18 protein-coding genes are annotated in these 18,793 nt (G+C 64.1%); 10 read left to right on the forward strand and 8 right to left on the reverse strand.

The genetic code is table 11. From position 1 onward, the window contains the following. Positions 1-421: 421 nt before the first annotated feature. On the reverse strand, positions 422-658 hold the full coding sequence (locus FJU11_RS17365) for a hypothetical protein (RefSeq protein WP_141168340.1): 237 nt from the start codon (positions 656-658) through the stop codon (positions 422-424). A 141-nt stretch (positions 659-799) separates the two neighbouring features. Between FJU11_RS17365 and FJU11_RS17370 the strand changes: the two genes are divergently transcribed. The 3 genes from FJU11_RS17370 (at position 800) to FJU11_RS17380 (ending at position 2,298) form a co-directional block, all read left to right on the forward strand. Then, the gene (locus FJU11_RS17370) at positions 800-1,276 is read left to right on the forward strand and encodes a GNAT family N-acetyltransferase (protein ID WP_141168341.1); all 477 of its coding nucleotides are present in this window, start codon (positions 800-802) and stop codon (positions 1,274-1,276) included. Positions 1,277-1,363: 87 nt separating this feature from the next. Beyond that, positions 1,364-1,762 (forward strand): NADH:ubiquinone oxidoreductase subunit NDUFA12, encoded by a 399-nt coding sequence (locus FJU11_RS17375; protein ID WP_141168342.1) that lies wholly within the window; start codon positions 1,364-1,366, stop codon positions 1,760-1,762. An 80-nt stretch (positions 1,763-1,842) separates the two neighbouring features. After that, the gene (locus FJU11_RS17380) at positions 1,843-2,298 is read left to right on the forward strand and encodes a DUF2155 domain-containing protein (protein ID WP_141168343.1); all 456 of its coding nucleotides are present in this window, start codon (positions 1,843-1,845) and stop codon (positions 2,296-2,298) included. A 436-nt stretch (positions 2,299-2,734) separates the two neighbouring features. Here FJU11_RS17380 and FJU11_RS17385 read toward each other — a convergent pair whose 3' ends face one another. Continuing rightward, complete coding sequence (locus FJU11_RS17385) at positions 2,735-4,909, reverse strand: OmpA family protein (RefSeq protein ID WP_141168344.1); 2,175 nt, start codon at positions 4,907-4,909, stop codon at positions 2,735-2,737. Between the two features lie 86 nt (positions 4,910-4,995). Continuing rightward, positions 4,996-5,610 (reverse strand): leucyl/phenylalanyl-tRNA--protein transferase, encoded by a 615-nt coding sequence (gene aat, locus FJU11_RS17390; protein ID WP_141168345.1) that lies wholly within the window; start codon positions 5,608-5,610, stop codon positions 4,996-4,998. 209 nt (positions 5,611-5,819) lie between these two features. Here aat and recA point away from each other — a divergent pair, with 209 nt between their 5' ends. Together recA and alaS are read left to right on the forward strand one after the other, a co-directional pair. Then, complete coding sequence (gene recA, locus FJU11_RS17395; protein WP_141168346.1) at positions 5,820-6,902, forward strand: recombinase RecA; 1,083 nt, start codon at positions 5,820-5,822, stop codon at positions 6,900-6,902. 191 nt (positions 6,903-7,093) lie between these two features. Next, the gene (gene alaS / locus FJU11_RS17400; RefSeq protein ID WP_141168347.1) at positions 7,094-9,760 is read left to right on the forward strand and encodes an alanine--tRNA ligase; all 2,667 of its coding nucleotides are present in this window, start codon (positions 7,094-7,096) and stop codon (positions 9,758-9,760) included. A gap of 212 nt (positions 9,761-9,972) precedes the next feature. On the opposite strand, the gene rpsI is transcribed toward alaS, so the two are convergent. Both rpsI and rplM read right to left on the reverse strand, forming a co-directional pair. Continuing rightward, a complete protein-coding gene (rpsI, locus tag FJU11_RS17405) occupies positions 9,973-10,449 on the reverse strand; it encodes a 30S ribosomal protein S9 (RefSeq protein ID WP_141168348.1) in 477 nt (158 codons plus the stop codon). A gap of 2 nt (positions 10,450-10,451) precedes the next feature. Then, positions 10,452-10,916: a 50S ribosomal protein L13 gene (gene rplM / locus FJU11_RS17410; RefSeq protein WP_141168349.1), complete on the reverse strand. Its 465-nt coding sequence runs from the start codon at positions 10,914-10,916 to the stop codon at positions 10,452-10,454. A 332-nt stretch (positions 10,917-11,248) separates the two neighbouring features. Here rplM and FJU11_RS17415 point away from each other — a divergent pair, with 332 nt between their 5' ends. Continuing rightward, on the forward strand, positions 11,249-12,079 hold the full coding sequence (locus FJU11_RS17415) for an enoyl-CoA hydratase (protein ID WP_141168350.1): 831 nt from the start codon (positions 11,249-11,251) through the stop codon (positions 12,077-12,079). Positions 12,080-12,094: 15 nt separating this feature from the next. Here the strand turns inward: FJU11_RS17415 and FJU11_RS17420 are convergent, their stop codons facing one another. Then, positions 12,095-12,412, reverse strand: a complete 318-nt coding sequence (locus FJU11_RS17420; protein ID WP_141168351.1) for a hypothetical protein — start codon at positions 12,410-12,412, stop codon at positions 12,095-12,097. 123 nt (positions 12,413-12,535) lie between these two features. Between FJU11_RS17420 and FJU11_RS17425 the strand changes: the two genes are divergently transcribed. Together FJU11_RS17425 and FJU11_RS17430 are read left to right on the forward strand one after the other, a co-directional pair. Next, positions 12,536-12,964 (forward strand): CoA-binding protein, encoded by a 429-nt coding sequence (locus FJU11_RS17425; protein WP_141168352.1) that lies wholly within the window; start codon positions 12,536-12,538, stop codon positions 12,962-12,964. Between the two features lie 162 nt (positions 12,965-13,126). Continuing rightward, a complete protein-coding gene (locus FJU11_RS17430) occupies positions 13,127-14,413 on the forward strand; it encodes an O-acetylhomoserine aminocarboxypropyltransferase (protein WP_141168353.1) in 1,287 nt (428 codons plus the stop codon). Positions 14,414-14,453: 40 nt separating this feature from the next. Here FJU11_RS17430 and FJU11_RS17435 read toward each other — a convergent pair whose 3' ends face one another. Both FJU11_RS17435 and FJU11_RS17440 read right to left on the reverse strand, forming a co-directional pair. After that, positions 14,454-15,494, reverse strand: a complete 1,041-nt coding sequence (locus FJU11_RS17435) for a glycerophosphodiester phosphodiesterase family protein (protein WP_141168354.1) — start codon at positions 15,492-15,494, stop codon at positions 14,454-14,456. 169 nt (positions 15,495-15,663) lie between these two features. Then, on the reverse strand, positions 15,664-16,875 hold the full coding sequence (locus FJU11_RS17440; protein ID WP_141168355.1) for an NADP-dependent isocitrate dehydrogenase: 1,212 nt from the start codon (positions 16,873-16,875) through the stop codon (positions 15,664-15,666). A gap of 217 nt (positions 16,876-17,092) precedes the next feature. On the opposite strand from FJU11_RS17440, the gene FJU11_RS17445 reads away from it, so the two are divergent. Both FJU11_RS17445 and murI read left to right on the forward strand, forming a co-directional pair. Next, entirely contained in the window at positions 17,093-17,926 is an 834-nt protein-coding gene (locus FJU11_RS17445; RefSeq protein ID WP_141168356.1) for an RNA methyltransferase, read from the forward strand. After that, on the forward strand, positions 17,919-18,707 hold the full coding sequence (gene murI / locus FJU11_RS17450; protein WP_141168357.1) for a glutamate racemase: 789 nt from the start codon (positions 17,919-17,921) through the stop codon (positions 18,705-18,707). Before FJU11_RS17445 ends, murI begins: the two co-directional genes overlap by 8 nt. Positions 18,708-18,793 lie beyond the last annotated feature (86 nt).

Raw genomic sequence — 18,793 nt, forward strand, 5'->3', positions numbered from 1 at the left:
TTGGCACCGTCCCCATGGCGGGATAAACGACACCGTGCCCATCAGCCGCCTCGGTCTCGATCAGGACAACCTGTTGAGGCTCCACAGCTAGCCGTGTTTCCAGCTTGGTTGCCATCGATCGTCGACGAGGAATTCGCGTAGAAGAGCCCACCGATGATGAGAAGGACGATGACGATACCGGCGACGAACATGGTTCTGCCGCGGGCACTCGTCTCCGCCTCGGCCGGCGCTTTGGCCGTGCCACCGTGCGCGCTTGAACGCGTTTTGGCGAGAGCTGGTTTCTCGTTCGCCATCTCGGGTTCCTTGGGGATCAGGCCGCTTGGGCAAGTCTTGATTGGATAAAAATGCGGTTCGAACGCGAACCGGGGCTGACACTGTTGGGTAGTTCTCAGCAAACCGATCAAACTTCAGGCATCAAGCCTCAGTCACCACCGAACTGCATCAAAGCGGCAGGCGCAAAGCCGATGGCATTGGAATAGTGCCCGAGTGCGATGAAGACGAGCACCATGATCAACCCGGTAACGGCGCCGGCCGTAACCAGCCACGCCGTTTCGTTGCGGTGATGCTTGCGTGCCCGCCGACGCGATTCCAGAGCCGGGTCGAGAAAGCGAACTGCCCGATCCGGTGCGTCGAACTGATTTTCGGACACGCTCGTCATGTTGCCATCTCCAAACCCGTTAGCGAAGATTTAATGCATGAGGGGGGACGAAGGTTCCCACAGCGTTTTTTTTCGCTGCCGGTCACGACGCCGACGGGGCGTTCGAGGTCGTTGCGCCGGCGAACTCGAACTGGATGAACGATGGCGAACGATCCGCACCCGCATGTCGCGATCCGCGAAGCCGTTCGCGACGATCTCTCCGCGCTGATCGCCATGCTGGCGAGCGATACCGTGGGCGGGCACGGCGATACGACCGAGGCCGAGCACCGGACGGCCTACGAACGCGCCTTCGATGCGATTGCGGCCAGTCCCAACGAGACGCTCTACGTCGCCGACTACGGCGGCCGGGTCGTCGGCGTCGCGAAGGCGACCGTCCTCACCACGCTCACCAATCGCGGCGCGAGCGCGGTGCTCGTCGAAACCGTCCATGTCCGCACCGATATGCGCGGAAACGGGATCGGTCAGGCCCTCGTGGACTTTTGCGTTAGTAGGGCGCGGGAACTGGGTGCCTGTTCGGTAAAGCTCATGACGAATCGCGACCGCGTCGATGCGCACCGCTTCTACGAAAGGCTCGGTTTCGAGCGTTCGCACCATGGCTACCGTATGAAACTCGGCTGATGCGTGCAGCACCGTGTCGCTCTGGACATGGGCCGGGCACCGCGCCATAAACGACGCGAATTCGCCTCTGGCCGAAAGACGATCGCGATGAACAAGACCCTGCTTCAGATCTTCACCTGGTGGAACGGCGCCACGATCGGCACCCGTTTCCACACCTGGCGCCATGGCACGCATGTCGGTAAGGACGAGTTCGGCAACGTCTATTACGAGGGCGGCATTGACAGCGAGGGCCGCACGCGGCGCTGGGTGCTATATAACGGCGAGGCGGAGGCTTCGCGTATTCCGCCCGGATGGCACGGCTGGATGCACCACCGCACGGACACCTCCCCGCCGCACCAGACCTACAAGGCGCGCGAATGGGAAAAGACGCACCATCCGAATGGAACCGGCACGGCGGCCGCCTACCGCCCGAAGGGTTCAATCCTCAATGCGGGCCATCGGCCGCGCGTCACCGGCGATTACGACGCCTGGACGCCGAAGTCCTGAGCCGAAGCGCAGTCCGCGCGGCAAGACGGAGCGAAGTGTTGCTTTCCCGCATCCCGGTCAGGAAACGGGCTGGACACCCGGTGCGCGGAGCGGTCCTAATTGCCGCTGCGGTCGGCTGTGTGGTCAATACGGTTGCACCGGCTCGTGCCGCGCGGATCGAAAACCCCGTCGCCGTGTTCCGCGGTCTCGACAAGATCACCGGGCGAACGACGTCCTTCGACGTCTATGTCGGCGAGACGGTCCAGTTCGGTGCGCTGCAGGTCACGCCGAAGGTCTGCTACACGCACGAGGATACCGACTCGCCGCAGACCGACGCTTTCGTCACCGTCGACGAGATCACGCTCGATCGCCGAATTAAACGCATCTTCACCGGATGGATGTTTGCTGCATCGCCTGCGCTGAACGCGGTCGAGCACCCGGTCTACGATGTCTGGCTGAAGGGTTGCGCCGCGAAGTCGAAGGTGCCGCCACCGGATGCCGACGCTGACGGTGCATCCATGAAAGCCGATCGTCCGAACGATCCGAAGGCAAAATAGGCGACCCGCTACCGGGGCGCACGAGCCTGTTTTTCCGCAAGGTTTGTAACGGACAGTCGGCGGATGGCGTCGCGGCACACCGTTTCGCCGAACCGCATGATGCCGCTTTCTAGAGCCTCTCAGGTTTATACGGAAGCGCTCTGTTCGATCGTGCCGGTTTCCCACGCGAAGGCGATCGCAGCGCGATGTGGTTCATCGGGCAAAATCGCCGACATAGTGGGAGAGCGGCACGGTCGAACCCTTCGGGCCGGCCCTGTTTGCGCCATGACGCTTCGACGGATGGCTCAACCGTACCACCAGTACGCTCGTCGCCATCCGTCTCGGTCCTGACGCAAACAGGGTCGGCAGAGCGTTTCCGTATAAACCTGAAAGGCTCTAATACGACAAGGCCGCGCCGGTGACCGGCGCGGCCTTGTCGCGGGTGCAACGTCACCGCTTATTTCTGTGCCGTCTGCGGCCTGACGAGCGGCGTGATCCGGCGCACCGTCACGCGGCGGTTGGCCCGCTCGGAACCCTGCGTGTCGATCTTCAGATATTGCTCGCCATAGCCTTGGGTAACGAGGTTTTCCGGTGGAACGTTGAAGTTTTGGGCGAGCAGGCTCGCGACCGATTCGGCACGTTCGTCGGAGAGAACGAGGTTCGATTCGTCCGAACCGACCGCATCGGTATGTCCTTCGATCAGGAAAATCTGACCCGGATCGCGGTCGAGCACGCCATTGATCGCATCCCCCAGTTCCTCGAGGCTGCGTGACTGCGTGTCGTCGATCCGGGCGCTTCCCGTGTCGAAGGTGATCGTGTCCAGATCGATCCGCGGCATGATATCGCGAAGCCGAGCCGAATATCGCACCTGGTCGAGGGAATAGGTGCGATTCACGTGCTCGATCGGCGGCTTTTCGAGGAAATTGACGTATTGCTGCTCGTCGGCGTTCCGGGCGTCGAGGATGTAGTCGTCGACCGGTTCGGTGAGCTGGATCGGCGGCAGGTCCACCTGCGGATCGCGGAAATAGTCGTGGCGACCGCGATCGTAGTCCGGCGCGTAGATCAGCGTCGTCTCGCGACCGCTTCGGCCGATGCGCGAGCGATGCAGGATATCGCCATACGCATTGCGGATCGTCACCACCCGTACGCCGTCCGGCCGCTCCACGACCTGACGGGTTCGCCCGTCGGAGAGCTCTTCGTAATAGACGTTCCTCGCGTCGTTCGCGATGCGGTCGTGGTCGTCGTTCTCGACGATCGTGCGATTGTCGAAATTGAGGATGACACGGTCGTTCGTGCGCCGTTCGACGCGCGCGTCGCTCGGCAGTTCGTATTGCGGACGTTCCTTGACGCGGCGTCCCTTGTCGCGATCGATCGGCACGATGACGATCGTATTGTTTCCGCCGGCCGTATCGCGGTCCCGATCCCCATTTCGATCATTGTCGTCGTTCCGGTCGGCGCGATATAGGTCGCGGTCGTTCTGGCCGCGTTGACCGCGATTCCTGTCATTGTCCGCGCGGTCGCGGTCACGATCGCTGTCGGCACGGTCTCGATCGGAATCGGCCCGGTTCCGGTCGTTTCCACCGTTCCGGTCGGCATTCCGGCGGCGCTCGTCGCGATCGCGTCCGTCGCCCTTCTGGCTGTCCAGGACGGCGGCGCCGTTCGGTTTATCGAGCTTCTCCGGCTTGTCCGATCCCGAAGCGCTCTTGGATTGCGCGCGCGTCGGTTCGTCGAGCAGGGGCTTCGTCGCCGCCTTGTCGCCGCGGCTCGCATCGTCGCCCTTGCGCTTGCGATCGGCATTACGCTGGTCGTGGTCGTTTTCACCGGTCTTCGTCGAAGAGGCGTCGGGCTTCTTCCCGTCATCGTCGCCGCGCGAAGCGTCCGCCTTACCACGGTTTCGATCGGCCCCGTCGTGATCGCGATCGGGCTTCTTCGAAACCGTATCCCGCGAAGTCGAGCCCTTCTCTTCGGGAGCCGTCGCCGCCTTGGTATTGTCGTCCTTGCCGTTGGTCGGACGTTTCGCCTCGGCGTCGTTCTTGCTCGTGTTCCTTGTCGCATCCTTGGCGGGTTCTTCGGCCGGCTTCGCCTTCCGATCCGGCTGCTTTTGCGCCGTCGCGTCCGCCTTGTCGTCGACCTTGCTCGCCGGCTTGTCCGCCGTCCGGTCCTTGTCGTCGCTCTTCTTCACGGCCGAGTCCGGCTTCTTCGCATCTACGTTCGACTTCGCAGCCCGGTTCGAATCCTCGTCGGAAGCCTTGCGTTTGTTCGCGGCCTGCGCATCATTCTCCTTCGAAACGGCCTTGCCGCTCGAATTCTTCTCTCCCCGATCGGCCTTGGAGCGTTCTTCCACGGCGTTCTTCGTGGTCGTCTGCTTGTCGCCAGCATCGCCGTCCGCGGAACGTCGACGGTCGCGGTCGCCGCCATCGCGCTTGTTTTCCGGCGTTTGCGATTCGGCTTTCGATCCTTCGGCCGCGTCACGGTCGCGCTTCTCCTTGCGTTTCTCATCGCTTGGAGCCTGGCCGCTATCGGCCTGCGCTACGATGATCCCGTCGTTCGAAGCGGCATGAGCGGTGGCGTAAAACGGTGCGACGGCAAGCGGAATGGCTGCCGTGACCAGCAAAGCTTGTCTGATACGCATCTTCTTGTCTCTCTTGGCGTCCCTCGCGCCGGGGAAACGCGCGGATGCCGGGCGGGTTCCGGGACGGCACGTGCCATGCGCCCGGTTCAAAACTGCGCGGGATCGCCGCGAAGTGCCGCGGCGAGAAGCTGATCGTAGGCGCGACGCGGCACGTCGACGGCCCCAAAACGGCGCAGATGATCGGTCGTGAACTGGGTATCGAGAAGCCGGAAGCCGCGTTCGCGCAGATGCTCGACGAGCCGGACGAGGCAGACCTTCGAAGCATCCGTCTCGCGCGAGAACATGCTTTCGCCAAAGAACGCGGCGCCGAGCGACACGCCGTAGAGACCGCCGACCAGTTGACCCTCGCGCCATGCTTCGATGGAATGGGCGTAACCGAGCGTATGAAGCTCGACATAAAGCCGGCGGATCACCGAATTGATCCAGGTCGAATCGCGATCTTCCGTCGCTTCCGCGCAGGCGTCTATGACCGCGGGAAAGGCAGTGTTGCGACGAACGTCGAAACGTTCCCGCCGAAGAACCTTGGCGAGACTTTTCGGCACGTGGAAACCATCGAGCGGGATCACTCCGCGCAACTCGGGTTCGATCCAGAATATCTCCGGATCGTCCGCCGATTCCGCCATCGGAAACAGGCCGCAACTATACGCCTTCAGCACCAGCTCCGGCGTGATCTCCTGCTTGCGTGTCGTACGACCCGACATGGCACTTCCTATCTCCGACGCATGGTTCGGGATTCGGCCCGACTGGCGCCCAGAAGCATCAGCCTAGGGCATTCATCGACGCACGCCAACGTCCGGAAGCGAATGTTGCCGGACGATTCGACCCATATTGACATGAAGAACAAATAGGGTACAAACGGCAATCATCGATCGTTTGCCTGCACGGCTACGATAACCTAAAGGTGGATGGCATGGCACAGAACGCGTTACGTCTCGTAGAGGAAAACTCCGTGGACAAAAGCAAGGCACTCGAGGCCGCCGTCTCCCAGATCGAGCGTTCCTTCGGCAAGGGATCGTTGATGAGGCTCGGCTCGAAGGAGTCCGTGGTCGAGATCGAAACGATTTCCACCGGTTCGCTCGGGCTTGACATCGCGCTCGGCATCGGCGGGCTGCCGAAAGGCCGCATTGTGGAGATCTACGGGCCGGAAAGCTCCGGCAAGACGACGCTGGCCCTGCAGTGCGTCGCCGAGGCACAGAAGAAGGAGGGGGTGTGCGGTTTCATCGATGCCGAACACGCGCTCGATCCCGTCTATGCCCGCAAGCTCGGCGTCGATCTGGAAAACCTGCTCATCTCGCAGCCCGACACCGGCGAGCAGGCCCTCGAGATCACGGATACGCTGGTGCGCTCCGGTGCCCTCGATTGCATCGTCATCGATTCGGTTGCCGCGCTTACACCGCGTGCCGAGATCGAGGGCGAAATGGGCGATTCGCTTCCGGGTCTGCAGGCGCGCCTGATGAGCCAGGCACTTCGCAAGCTTACCGGTTCGATCTCACGATCGAACTGCACGGTGATCTTCATCAACCAGATCCGCATGAAGATCGGCGTCATGTTCGGTTCGCCCGAAACCACGACGGGCGGCAATGCGCTGAAGTTCTATTCCTCCGTGCGGCTCGACATTCGCCGTATCGGTTCGGTGAAGGACCGCGACGAGGTCGTCGGCAACCAGACCCGCGTGAAGGTCGTCAAGAACAAGATGGCGCCGCCGTTCAAGCAGGTCGAGTTCGACATCATGTACGGCGAAGGCGTCTCGAAGAACGGCGAGCTCGTCGACCTCGGCGTCAAGGCGGGCCTCGTCGAAAAGTCGGGGGCCTGGTTCTCATACGACAGTCAGCGCCTGGGTCAGGGACGCGAAAACGCCAAGACCTACCTCAAGGATCACCCCGATGTTGCGGCGGAAATCGAAAAGGCGCTTCGCCAGAACGCCGGTCTGATTTCCGAGCGGTTTCTCGAAGGGGACATGGGATCGGGCGACGAGGACGCGGCCGAGGGGTAGGCGTCGCCGGGCTCGGATGACGTGATATACAAGCCCGGCTTCGGTCGGGCTTGTATGGTTTCGGGCCCGAGGCGGGACGCCTGCGCGTGTGCGAACGCGGCGTTTATCTGGACTCGACCCCGCGTGGGCGATAAAGCCGGGCCCGCCGGAGGAAATCCGGCGCGGCGGCACATCTCCACGAAAGGCAGATCATGAGCGGCGTCAACGAGATCCGGTCGACATTTCTCGATTACTTCCGCGCGAACGGTCACACCATCGTTCCGTCGAGCTCCCTCGTGCCGCGCAACGACCCGACATTGATGTTCACCAACGCCGGCATGGTTCAGTTCAAGAACGTCTTCACGGGTCTCGAGAAACGTCCCTATTCGATGGCGACGACCGCGCAGAAATGCGTTCGCGCCGGCGGCAAGCACAACGATCTCGACAATGTCGGCTATACCGCGCGCCATCACACCTTCTTCGAGATGCTCGGCAATTTCTCGTTCGGCGACTATTTCAAGGAGCGCGCGATCGAACTCGCCTGGGGTCTCGTAACCCGTGAGTTCGCTCTCGACGCGAGCCGGATCCTCGTCACCGTATACCATACGGACGAGGAAGCGTTCCAGCTCTGGAAGAAGATCGCGGGACTTCCCGACGAGCGGATCATCCGCATCCCGACGAGCGACAATTTCTGGGCGATGGGCGATACCGGACCGTGCGGTCCGTGTTCGGAGATCTTCTACGACCACGGCGAGCACATTCCGGGTGGACCGCCCGGTTCGCCGGACGAGGACGGCGACCGGTTCATCGAGATCTGGAACCTCGTCTTCATGCAGTACGAGCAGATGACGGCCGACGAGCGGGTCGACCTGCCGCGCCCGTCGATCGATACCGGGATGGGGCTCGAGCGTATCGCGGCGCTGCTCCAGGGCAAGCACGACAACTACGACACGGATCTGTTCCGCACCCTGATCGGTGCGTCGGTAGAGGAAACGGGGGTTCCTGCGACCGGAACCAATCAGGCGAGCCACCGGGTCATCGCCGATCATCTGCGTTCGAGCGCTTTCCTCATCGCCGATGGCGTGCTGCCCTCGAACGAGGGGCGGGGCTACGTCCTGCGACGGATCATGCGTCGCGCGATGCGCCACGGGGAGTTGCTTGGCGCTCGCGAACCGCTGATGTGGAAGCTCTTGCCGATGCTCGTCGGCGAAATGGGCCGCGCCTATCCCGAACTCGTCCAGTCCGAAAGCCTTATCTCGCAAACGCTCGAGCTCGAGGAAACGCGCTTTCGCAAGACGCTCGAACGCGGTTTGCGGCTGCTGTCCGAAGCCACCGAACATCTGGGCAAGGGCGACAAGCTCGATGGCGAAACGGCGTTCAAGCTCTACGACACCTATGGATTCCCGCTCGATCTGACGCAGGATGCGCTACGCCAGCGCGGCGTTTCCGTGGACCTCGGCGGTTTCGAGGACGCGATGGCCCGCCAGCGTAAGGAGGCGCGGGCGAGCTGGGCGGGCTCTGGAGAAGCGGCGACCGAAACCGTGTGGCTCGAACTGCGCGAACGGCTCGGCCCGACCGATTTCCTCGGTTACGACACCGAGAAGGCCGAAGGCATAATCGGTGCGATCGTGCGCGACGGGGCTGCGGTCGAGCGTGCGGGAACTGGCGAAAGCGTACAGATCGTCGTCAACCAGACGCCGTTCTACGGAGAGTCCGGCGGACAGGTCGGGGATACCGGGACGATCACCGGCGATGGATTTCGCCTTGCCGTAACGGATACGCAGCGTCGCGCGAACGGTGTCTTCGTGCATTTCGCGCAGGTGGAGGAGGGCGAGATCGCGACCGGTGCGGAAGTGGTGCTTTCCGTCGACCATGGACGCCGCGGACGTTTGCGGGCGAACCACTCCGGCACGCACCTTCTGCACGAAGCGCTGCGCGAAGTGCTTGGAACGCATGTGGCACAGAAGGGCTCGCTCGTCGCGCCCGACCGGCTGCGCTTCGACTTTTCCCATCCGACGCCGATGACGCGGCGCGAAATTGCCGAAGTGGAGCGTCTGGCAAACGAGATCGTGCTTCAGAATGCCCCCGTCGCGACCCGGCTGATGGCGACCGAGGATGCGATCGCCGAAGGCGCGATGGCGCTTTTCGGTGAGAAATATGGAGACGAGGTTCGCGTGGTCTCGATGGGGACGACGGTCGACGGTGACGACGAGGCCAAGCCCTATTCGATCGAACTGTGCGGCGGTACGCATGTCGTGGCCACCGGCGAGGTCGGCCCGATCCGCATCGTCGCGGAAAGCGCGGTCGGTGCCGGCGCGCGTCGCATCGAGGCGTTCACCGGCGAACGCGCGCGCGATTATCTCGTCTCGCAGGACGATCGCGTGCACGCCCTTGCGGATACGCTTCGCGTAACGCCGGACGACGTCGTCGAGCGCGTCGAGGGGCTGGTGGCCGAACGTCGGCGGCTCGAACGCGAACTTTCCGAAGCGCGCAAGAAACTCGCGCTCGGTGGCGGACAATCGGATGGCGGCGAAGCAGTCGAGACGCGCGAGATCGGCGGCATCCGCTTCATGGGCCGCTCGGTGAACGGCGTGGCAGCGAAGGAACTGAAGGGCCTTGCCGATGCCGGAAAGGCGTCGCTCGGGTCCGGTGTCGTTACCTTCGTCGGCGTTTCCGAAGAAGGCAAGGCGAGCGTCGTGGTCGCCGTGACCGACGATCTCGTCGAACGGGTCAGCGCCGTCGATTTGGTCCGCGTCGCGTCGGCGGCACTCGGCGGAAAGGGCGGCGGCGGACGTCCCGACATGGCTCAGGCCGGCGGCCCCGATGGGTCGCGCGCCGACGAAGCGATCGAAGCGGTCGCGTCGGCGATTGCCTCCTGAACGGCGTTCGATACCGATCTTCATTGCAGGCACAGAAAAGAAAAAGCCCCGCTCGGTGAGAGCGGGGCTTTTGTTTCTGTGATCTCGAGCAACGGCGATCGGTGCGACATGGCACGCTGTTTCGACCCGAATGAGGTCCGGCGTACCATGCCGATTGTCGCCTTTCGCCTTTCGTACGATGCCGGATGGCTTCGCCGGGAGGCGAGCGACGCCTAGCGCTTGGAGAACTGGAAGGAACGGCGTGCCTTGGCGCGGCCGTACTTCTTGCGCTCCACCGCGCGGCTGTCGCGGGTGAGGAAACCACCCTTCTTCAGCACCGGGCGAAGCTCGGGCTCGAAATAGGTGAGCGCGCGCGAGATGCCGTGGCGCACCGCACCGGCCTGGCCGGACAGGCCACCGCCGGTGACGGTCGCGACGATGTCGAACTGACCGTCGCGGCCGGCCGCAAGGATCGGCTGGCGCAGGACCATCTGCAGCACCGGACGCGCGAAATAGGCTTCCATCGTCTTGTCGTTGATGGTGACCTTGCCCGATCCGGGCTTCACCCAGACGCGCGCGACGGCGTTCTTGCGTCGGCCGGTCGCGTAGGAGCGGTTGAACTGGTCCACCTTGCGCTGATGGACGGGAGCCTCCGGCTGCGCCGCGCCCGCGGCCTCGCCGAGTTCTTCGAGAGAGGAGAGTTCGGCCATGATCAGGCGTTCCTTGCGTTCTTGCTGCTCATCGAAGCGACGTCGAGCACGGTCGGCTGCTGCGCTTCGTGGGGATGGTTCGCGCCGGCATAAACGCGCAGGTTCTTCATCTGGCGGCGTCCGAGCGGTCCGCGCGGAACCATGCGCTCGACGGCCTTCTCGACGACACGCTCGGGAAAGCGACCCTCGAAGACCTGGCGCGCGGAGCGTTCCTTGATGCCGCCGGGATACCCGGTGTGCCAGTAGTACTTCTTGTCGAAGTACTTCCGGCCGGTGAAGACGGCCTTGTCGGCGTTGATGATGACGACGTTGTCACCATCGTCGACATGGGGCGTGTAGGTGGGCTTGTGCTTGCCGCGCAGGCGCATGGCGACGATCGAGGCGAGGCGGCCGACGACGAGGTTCTCGGCGTCGATCACGATCCACTTCTTCTCGACCTCCGCCGGCTTCTGGGAGAAGGTTTTCATGGTCATGCTCTCGGGTTCGAAACCTCAGGCTCTAAAGGCGAGAGGCGTTTCTTGTTGCTTCCAGTCCGCGCGCACGCGGACAGCGTTCGGGCAGGCTTGCCACCCGATAAGCGGGCTATACGAAGGATGAAGCCGCACGTCAAGGCGCTTCTATCGTCGATGCGCGGAATAAAGCAACATAAACAGCGTGTTGCAAGAACGGTATCTGAATACCGCATGAATATTGAAGGGATCCTCGGACTCGATGGTCGCCCTGACATCCGTCGGCGATGGTGGACGGCAGGGCGGGCCGTGCCTAGAAGGGGCCGCAGAACGCAACAGGGAGCCCGTCCATGGCCGATGTGGTCGCATTCGATGCCAAGTCGAACGAGGGGGATACGCTGGTCGTCGCGCAGGAGGCCGGCGGCGTTCTTCGCCTGACGCTGAACGCACCGCCGGCGAACGCCCTTTCCCGGGCGATGATGCGCGAACTCGCCGGCGCGCTCGAAGCGGCGGCCGCTTCCGCTTCGGTGCGCGTAGTGGTGATTTCCGCTGCCGGGACGTCGATCTTTTCGGCCGGACACGATCTCGCCGAGATCGATGCCCATCGCGCCGATGCCGACGAGGGTCGGGCATTCTTCGAAGAGGTCGTCGGCGGATGCGCCGATCTCATGCAGGCCATCGTCATGCATGAAAAGCCGGTGATCGCCGAGGTGAACGGGCTCGCGACGGCGGCGGGCTGCCAACTCGTGGCGAGCTGCGATCTCGCGGTGTGCACCGATCGGGCGACGTTCTGCACGCCGGGCGTGAACATCGGCCTGTTCTGTTCCATGCCGATGGTCGCGCTTTCGCGCACCGTCGCGCGCAAGCAGGCGATGGAAATGCTCCTGACGGGGGAGACGATCGACGCCGGTACCGCGAAGGAGTTCGGCCTCGTCAACCGCGTCGTACCGAACGAATATCTGCGCACCGTCGTCGACAAGTATGCCGCAAGCATCGCGGCCAAGTCCGCCCATGCCGTGCGGGTCGGCAAGCAGGCCTTCTATCGCCAGGCCGAAATGAGCCAGAAGGAGGCCTACGCAGATGCCGCGCGGGTCATGGTCGAAAACATGATGGCCGACGATGCCCGGGAAGGCATTGCGGCCTTCCTCGATCAGCGCGTGCCCCGGTGGCCGCGAGCTTGAGGCCGCAGATCGCGATCAGCGCCCGTTACCGAGTTCGTCGGGCTCCAGATGCCGGCGCATGCAGTGGTAGACCGGGCACGAGGGCGTATCGTTGGTAAGAATGGTGTCGCGTTCGGGGACGCTGTAGGCCTCGCAGTAGTTCCCGTTCGCAACGTATCGGTCGTAGATCGGCAGGCCGGAATCCGGCGCGGTGTATTGCAGGATCGCCGCGCCGTCGTGGGCGATGACGGCGTGTACCTGATCGCAGCTCAGCGCCGTCGTCTCGTAACGCTGGATCGCCTGGGCGGGCAGGGGTAGGATGACGAGGGCGAGGGCTGCGGCGAAGGCTTTCATCGCGGGGTCTCCTTTGCGGCGGGCAGAAGCGGACCGCCTGTGAGATGCATGTGTCGTCTTGCCGGTTTCCGGCAAGGTGTCGCACTGCTTCACCTTCGCGTAACCGGGACGAGGCAGGGCACCATGAACGAACGGATCGAGACCGACGCCGATCTCGCGAGGATCCTGCGTGGCGCGCGTGTGATCGCGATGGTCGGGGCTTCGCCGAAACCCGAACGCGCGAGCTTTGCCGCGATGCGTTACCTGATGGACCGCGGATACCGCGTCGTTCCCGTCAACCCGGGCCATGCGGGCGAGACGATCCACGGGCAACCGGTTGTCGCGCGGCTTGCCGATCTCGACGAACCGGCGGACATGGTCGATGTCTTCCGCCGGAGCGCGGCGCTGTCCGGGATCGTCGACGAGGTACTGGCAATGGAGCCGAGACCACGGGTCCTGTGGACCCAACTCGGTGTGCGCGACGAGACCGCTGCCGAACGCGCACGTTCGGTCGGCATCGAGGTCGTCATGGATCGCTGCCCGAAGATCGAGCATGCGCGGCTGATCGCCTGAGGCGATCGAACGTTTTGCGAGCCGGGCGAAAGTAGCGGGCATATGCGATCCGCGGTTTCGGCAAGAACGTTCCCGAAAGTCCGTCCGTCACGCACGAAATTCGCTTCCGCCGCCCATCGGCCGATGCGATACTGCCGGCATCGCGATTTCCGGAGGACGACGATGCAGCATGATCGCACACCCGGGTTCGACACCCTTTCGATCCATGCCGGCGCCAAGCCGGATCCTGCCACCGGCGCCCGGGCGACGCCGATCTATCAGACGACGAGCTACGTCTTCGAGGATACCGATCACGCCGCTTCGCTCTTCGGCCTGCAGGCGTTCGGCAACATCTACAGCCGCATCACCAACCCGACCGCCGCCGTTCTCGAAGAACGCATCGCCGCGCTCGAAGGCGGTACTGCCGCATTGGCAGTCGCGTCCGGTCATGCCGCACAGATGATCGCCTTCCATGCGCTGATGCGCCCGGGCGACAATTTCATCGCTGCCACCAAGCTTTACGGCGGGTCGATCAACCAGTTCGGTCATTCCTTCCAGTCGTTCGACTGGCAGGTGCGCTGGGCCGATGCCGGTGATCCGTCGGCCTTCGAAGCGCAGATCGACGAGCGCACGCGGGCGATCTTCATCGAAAGCCTCGCGAACCCCGGCGGCATCTTCCTCGACATCGAGGCGATCGCCGACGTCGCGCACCGCCACGGTCTGCCGCTCATCGTCGACAACACGATGGCTACACCCTACCTCGTGAAGCCGGTCGACCACGGGGCGGACATCGTCACCCACTCGCTGACGAAGTTCATTGGCGGTCATGGCAATTCGGTCGGCGGGATCATCGTCGATGGCGGCACGTTCGACTGGTCGCAATCGAACGCCTACCCGATGCTGACCGAGCCGCGGCCGGAATATGGCGGCATGGTTCTGCACGAGACCTTCGGCAATTTCGCTTTCGCGATCGCCTGCCGCGTCGTCGGCCTGCGCGATTTCGGTCCCGCGATCTCGCCCTTCAACGCGTTCATGTTCATTACCGGCGCGGAGACCCTGCCGCTGAGAATGCAGCGCCATTGCGACAACGCGCTGGCGGTCGCGCGCTGGCTGAAGACGCACGAGAAGGTCGCCTGGGTCTCCTATGCCGGGCTCGAGGACGATCCCGGCCATGCGCTGATGCAGCGTTATTCGCCGAAAGGGGCGGGCGCCGTCTTCACCTTCGGTCTGAAGGACGGTTTCGAGGCCGGCGTGCGCTTCGTCGAAGGGCTGGAGCTCTTCTCGCATCTCGCCAATATCGGCGATACACGCTCGCTGGTGATCCACCCGGCCTCGACCACGCACCGTCAGCTTTCGCTGGAACAGCAGGCCGCAGCCGGTGCGGGACCGGACGTCGTGCGTCTTTCGATCGGCATCGAGACCGTCGACGACATCGTCGCCGATCTCGAACAGGCGCTTCAAAAGGCCTGAAGCGCCTGTAATTGGCAAGCGGCCTGCTCCGGGCGCTGGCCTATTGGCGGGTGGCGAGCACGGGCGCCTCGTCGTCGTAGGGAATGCGGCGGCCGTGCTTTTCCAGCCAGGCGATCGCCGCCTTCGGCTCGTCGGTCTGGATCATGGTCGCGCCACGGTCGACCCAGAAGCCGTAGACGGCGTCGCCGTTGCCTTCCGCGAGTGCCATCGCGTCGCCACGCCCGCCGGAAAGCATGCCGTCCGGCTTGTTGACGATGGCGTAGGTATCGGCCCAGATGTGCCAGTTGCCGGCAATGGCTGCTGCGCGCACCTTCGCGCTGAAGAGTGCGCCGCCGTCCCGGGTGACCGGCTCGTCGTCCGCGTGCCAGTCGATCAGTTCGGCCGCCGGTGCCGAGAACGCCTTCGTGGCGTGGCGGATGAAGCCTGCATCCCCGACCGCGTCGTCGGCGAAGATCGGCATGAAGACGATGCCGCCGTCCATCCGCGCCATCAGGCGCTTGAAACGGTCGATGCGCTCCTGGTTCCAGAGGTTGGCCTTCATCACGATCTGTCGTGAAACGCCGATTTCCCGCGCCTCGCGGGCGATTTCCGGCAGGATCTCCGGTCCGAGCTTGTTGTCGATGTTGACGAGGATGTCGTCCTTGGCGGCGCGCAGGACGTCCTTCAGCGTCGGAACGGTCTCGTCCGTAACCTCGCCGGTATCCTCGATCACCAGGTGGCAGCGCTTCAGTTCGGCGAGCGTCGTCTTCGCCACCTCGCCGGTGCAGGTCGTGGTGCGGTTCAGCCAGCTGTCGTGGACGATGACGAGCGCCCCGTCTGCGGACTTGCGCACGTCGAGCTCGACCATCTCGGCGCCGAGCGCGACGGAATGCCGGATGGCGGCGACGGAATCTTCGGCAAAGCGCGTGCGTCCGTTCTCCTTCCATCCCGTGCGATGGGCAACGACCATGACGTGGCCGCGCCATCGGTTGGCGTCGTCGAGCCGTTCGCGGATCTGCTCGGCCCGGCTTTGCGCCGCCGCCGCGTGGATCGTCGTTCCGGCCATGATGGCCGTTGCAAGGAGTAGAACCGTCCGCCGCATGGGAATCGCTCCGTGAATGATCGGGACGGAGCAAGCGGTAGGCGGGCTGCATGACAGCGCGGCGAAGGCTGGATGACGCCTCGATGAAACGTCGAAACCATCCGCGAAAAGAAAACCCCCGGACGATGCCGGGGGTCGGTGTTCGATGCTGGGTACTGGGTACTGGGCCTTACGCCATTGCGCGCTGGAGGTTCTCGTCCACCTTGTCCAGGAACTCGGTGGTCGAAAGCCATCCCTGTTCCGGCCCGATGAGGAGCGCGAGGTCCTTCGTCATGAAGCCGGACTCGACGGTGTGGATGCACGCGTCTTCCATCTTCTTGGCGAAGGCTGCCAGCTCGCTGTTGTCGTCGAGCTTGGCGCGATGGGCGAGACCGCGCGACCAGGCGAAGATCGAGGCAATGGAGTTCGTCGACGTCTCCTTGCCCTGCTGGTGCTGGCGGTAGTGGCGCGTCACCGTGCCGTGCGCGGCCTCGGCTTCCACGGTCTGGCCGTCGGGCGTCATCAGCACGGAGGTCATCAGGCCGAGCGAGCCGAAGCCCTGGGCGACCGTGTCCGACTGCACGTCGCCGTCGTAGTTCTTGCAGGCCCAGACGTAACCGCCCGACCACTTCAGGCTCGAAGCGACCATGTCGTCGATAAGGCGATGCTCGTAGGTCAGGCCCTTGGCCTCGAACTTGTCGGCGAACTCGGCGTCGAAGACCTCCTGGAAGAGGTCCTTGAAGCGTCCGTCATAGACCTTGAGGATGGTGTTCTTCGTCGACAGATAGACCGGGACGTTGCGCATCAGGCCGTAGTTGAACGAGGCGCGAGCGAAGTCTCGGATCGATCCGTCGAGATTGTACATGCCCATGGCGACACCGGAGGCCGGTGCGTCGAAGACCTCTTCCTCGATCTCCGTGCCGTCCTCGCCGACGAACTTCATCGTCAGCTTGCCGGCACCGGGGAACTTGAAGTCGGTCGCGCGGTACTGGTCGCCGAAGGCGTGACGGCCGACGATGATCGGCTGCGTCCAGCCCGGCACGAGGCGCGGCACGTTCTGGCAGATGATCGGCTCGCGGAAGATGACACCGCCGAGGATGTTGCGGATCGTGCCGTTCGGCGAACGGTACATCTTCTTGAGGCTGAACTCCTCCATGCGCCCCTCGTCCGGGGTGATGGTGGCACACTTCACGCCGACGCCGTGCTCCTTGATGGCGTTCGCCGCGTCGACGGTGACCCGGTCGTCCGTCGCGTCGCGGTTTTCGAGACCGAGATCGTAGTATTTCAGATCGACGTCGAGATAGGGCTCGATGAGCTTTTCCTTGATGTACGCCCAGATGATGCGTGTCATCTCGTCGCCGTCGATCTCGACGATCGGGTTGTCGACCTTGATCTTTGCCATGGGAAAAGCCTCGTTGGTGAAAGGAACGCGTCGGCCTCTCCCGCGCGTTTTCGAAATCCGCGTCCCTATAGCATCGTGCCTCGGCAAGGCAAAGGCGACCGCGACATCTGGCGCAGCGGTTTTGTTTGCGGGTAGACTGTGCCAGTGGAACCGGCAGGACGAAAGCGACACGGGCCGGCCGCACCGGGGCTCGGCAGGCAAGCGGGAGACACGTGACATGGCTGGAACCGATCGATCGCGCGAGATCGAGACCGGGGGGCCGGTCGTCGTGCTGGTGGAGCCGCAGCTTGCCGAAAACATCGGCATGGTCGCGCGGGCCATGGCCAATTTCGGCCTTTCGGAACTGCGTCTCGTCGCACCGCGCGACGGCTGGCCGAACGAACGCGCGCGTGCTTCGGCGAGCCGGGCCGACCACGTCATCGACGGTGCCCGAATGTTCGCGACGCTTGGCGAGGCGATCGCCGACCTGAATTTCGTCTTCGCCACGACCGCCCGCGAACGCGACGGCTACAAGCCGGTGCGAAGCCCGGTCGATGCGGCGCGGACGCTGCGCGGACGGTCCGAGGCCGGGCAGGCGACGGGCGTCCTCTTCGGGCGCGAGCGCTGGGGGCTTCTCAACGAGGAGGTCGCGCTTGCCGACGAGATCGTCACCTTTCCCGTCAATCCCGCCTTCGCCTCGCTCAACCTCGCGCAGGCGGTTCTGCTCGTCGCCTACGAATGGATGAAGAGCGGGCTCGAAAAGGAAACGGCGACGCCCTTTTCCGGGCCCGAGATGGAGCCGGCCAGCAAGGACCAGATGCAGGGGCTCTTCGACCATCTGGAAGAGGCGCTCGACGCGCGCGGCTATTTCCGACCGCCCGACAAGAAGGCCAAGCTCGTCGACAATCTCCGCGCGGTTCTCACGCGCCAGGGCTTCTACGAACCGGAGGTGCGCGTGCTGCGCGGCGTGATCTCCTCGCTCGATCGCTATACGCCGGAAAATCCGCGCGGGTCGGGTGCGCCGACGGCTCGCCCGCGCACCCGGAAGAACGCGGACGACGAACGTGCCTGACCGCCCCATCCTCGTCTTCGACAGCGGAATCGGCGGGCTCACGGTCCTGCGCGAGGTGCGCGTGCTCATGCCCGAACGGCGCTTCGTCTACGTCGCCGACGATGCCGGCTTTTCCTACGGCGACTGGGAAGAGGACGCCTTGCGCGCGCGCATCGTGTCGCTCTTCCGCGAACTTCTTCGCGAGCACGCGCCGGAACTCGCCATCATCGCCTGCAACACGGCGACGACGCTCGTGCTTTCCGACCTGCGCGAGGCGTTCCCGGAAACCCCCTTCGTCGGCACCGTGCCGGCGATCAAGCCGGCGGCAGAGCGGACGCGCTCCGGGCTCGTCTCCGTGCTCGCGACACCCGGCACGGTGCGGCGCGCCTATACGCGCGACCTGATCGATTCCTTCGCGAGCCAGTGCGAGGTGAATCTCGTCGGTTCGAAGACGCTCTCCACCCATGCCGAACGACACATCCGCCAGGAAGCCGTTCCCGACGATGAGATCCGTGCGGAAATCGCTCCGTGTTTCGTCGAGGACGGCGATCGGCACACCGACATCGTCGTGCTCGCCTGCACGCACTATCCGTTCCTTGCCAACGTCTTCCGCCGATTGGCGCCGTGGCCGGTGGACTGGCTGGATCCCGCCGAGGCGATCGCCCGCCATGCGGCTTCGCTGCTCGAACCGAAGGCCGAAAGTGGATCGGCGCCAGACGAGGACATCGCTCGCTTCACCTCCGGCGCACCGGATTTCGCCACGCGACGCTTGATGCAGAGCTTCGGTCTGGCGATCGTCTAGGTAGTGGACTCATAAGTTCGCATCCACAGTCTTGCCGATGCGAGAGCGACGGCGGCGAGAAAGTTCCTTGCCAGCTTGTCGTAGCG

It is taken from the genome of Pararhizobium mangrovi (assembly GCF_006516965.1).
GTDB lineage: Bacteria > Pseudomonadota > Alphaproteobacteria > Rhizobiales > Rhizobiaceae > Pararhizobium_B > Pararhizobium_B mangrovi.

Coding starts and splice junctions, on each gene's coding strand:
- FJU11_RS17385 (WP_141168344.1), bottom strand. CDS start 4,909: ATGCGTATCAGACAAGCTTTGCTGGTCACGGCAGCCATTCCGCTTGCC.
- FJU11_RS17430 (WP_141168353.1), top strand. CDS start 13,127: ATGCAGCATGATCGCACACCCGGGTTCGACACCCTTTCGATCCATGCC.
- recA (WP_141168346.1), top strand. CDS start 5,820: ATGGCACAGAACGCGTTACGTCTCGTAGAGGAAAACTCCGTGGACAAA.
- FJU11_RS17370 (WP_141168341.1), top strand. CDS start 800: ATGGCGAACGATCCGCACCCGCATGTCGCGATCCGCGAAGCCGTTCGC.
- FJU11_RS17440 (WP_141168355.1), bottom strand. CDS start 16,875: ATGGCAAAGATCAAGGTCGACAACCCGATCGTCGAGATCGACGGCGAC.
- FJU11_RS17415 (WP_141168350.1), top strand. CDS start 11,249: ATGGCCGATGTGGTCGCATTCGATGCCAAGTCGAACGAGGGGGATACG.
- rpsI (WP_141168348.1), bottom strand. CDS start 10,449: ATGGCCGAACTCTCCTCTCTCGAAGAACTCGGCGAGGCCGCGGGCGCG.
- aat (WP_141168345.1), bottom strand. CDS start 5,610: ATGTCGGGTCGTACGACACGCAAGCAGGAGATCACGCCGGAGCTGGTG.
- rplM (WP_141168349.1), bottom strand. CDS start 10,916: ATGAAAACCTTCTCCCAGAAGCCGGCGGAGGTCGAGAAGAAGTGGATC.
- FJU11_RS17365 (WP_141168340.1), bottom strand. CDS start 658: ATGACGAGCGTGTCCGAAAATCAGTTCGACGCACCGGATCGGGCAGTT.
- alaS (WP_141168347.1), top strand. CDS start 7,094: ATGAGCGGCGTCAACGAGATCCGGTCGACATTTCTCGATTACTTCCGC.
- FJU11_RS17420 (WP_141168351.1), bottom strand. CDS start 12,412: ATGAAAGCCTTCGCCGCAGCCCTCGCCCTCGTCATCCTACCCCTGCCC.
- FJU11_RS17445 (WP_141168356.1), top strand. CDS start 17,093: ATGGCTGGAACCGATCGATCGCGCGAGATCGAGACCGGGGGGCCGGTC.
- FJU11_RS17375 (WP_141168342.1), top strand. CDS start 1,364: ATGAACAAGACCCTGCTTCAGATCTTCACCTGGTGGAACGGCGCCACG.
- FJU11_RS17435 (WP_141168354.1), bottom strand. CDS start 15,494: ATGCGGCGGACGGTTCTACTCCTTGCAACGGCCATCATGGCCGGAACG.
- FJU11_RS17425 (WP_141168352.1), top strand. CDS start 12,536: ATGAACGAACGGATCGAGACCGACGCCGATCTCGCGAGGATCCTGCGT.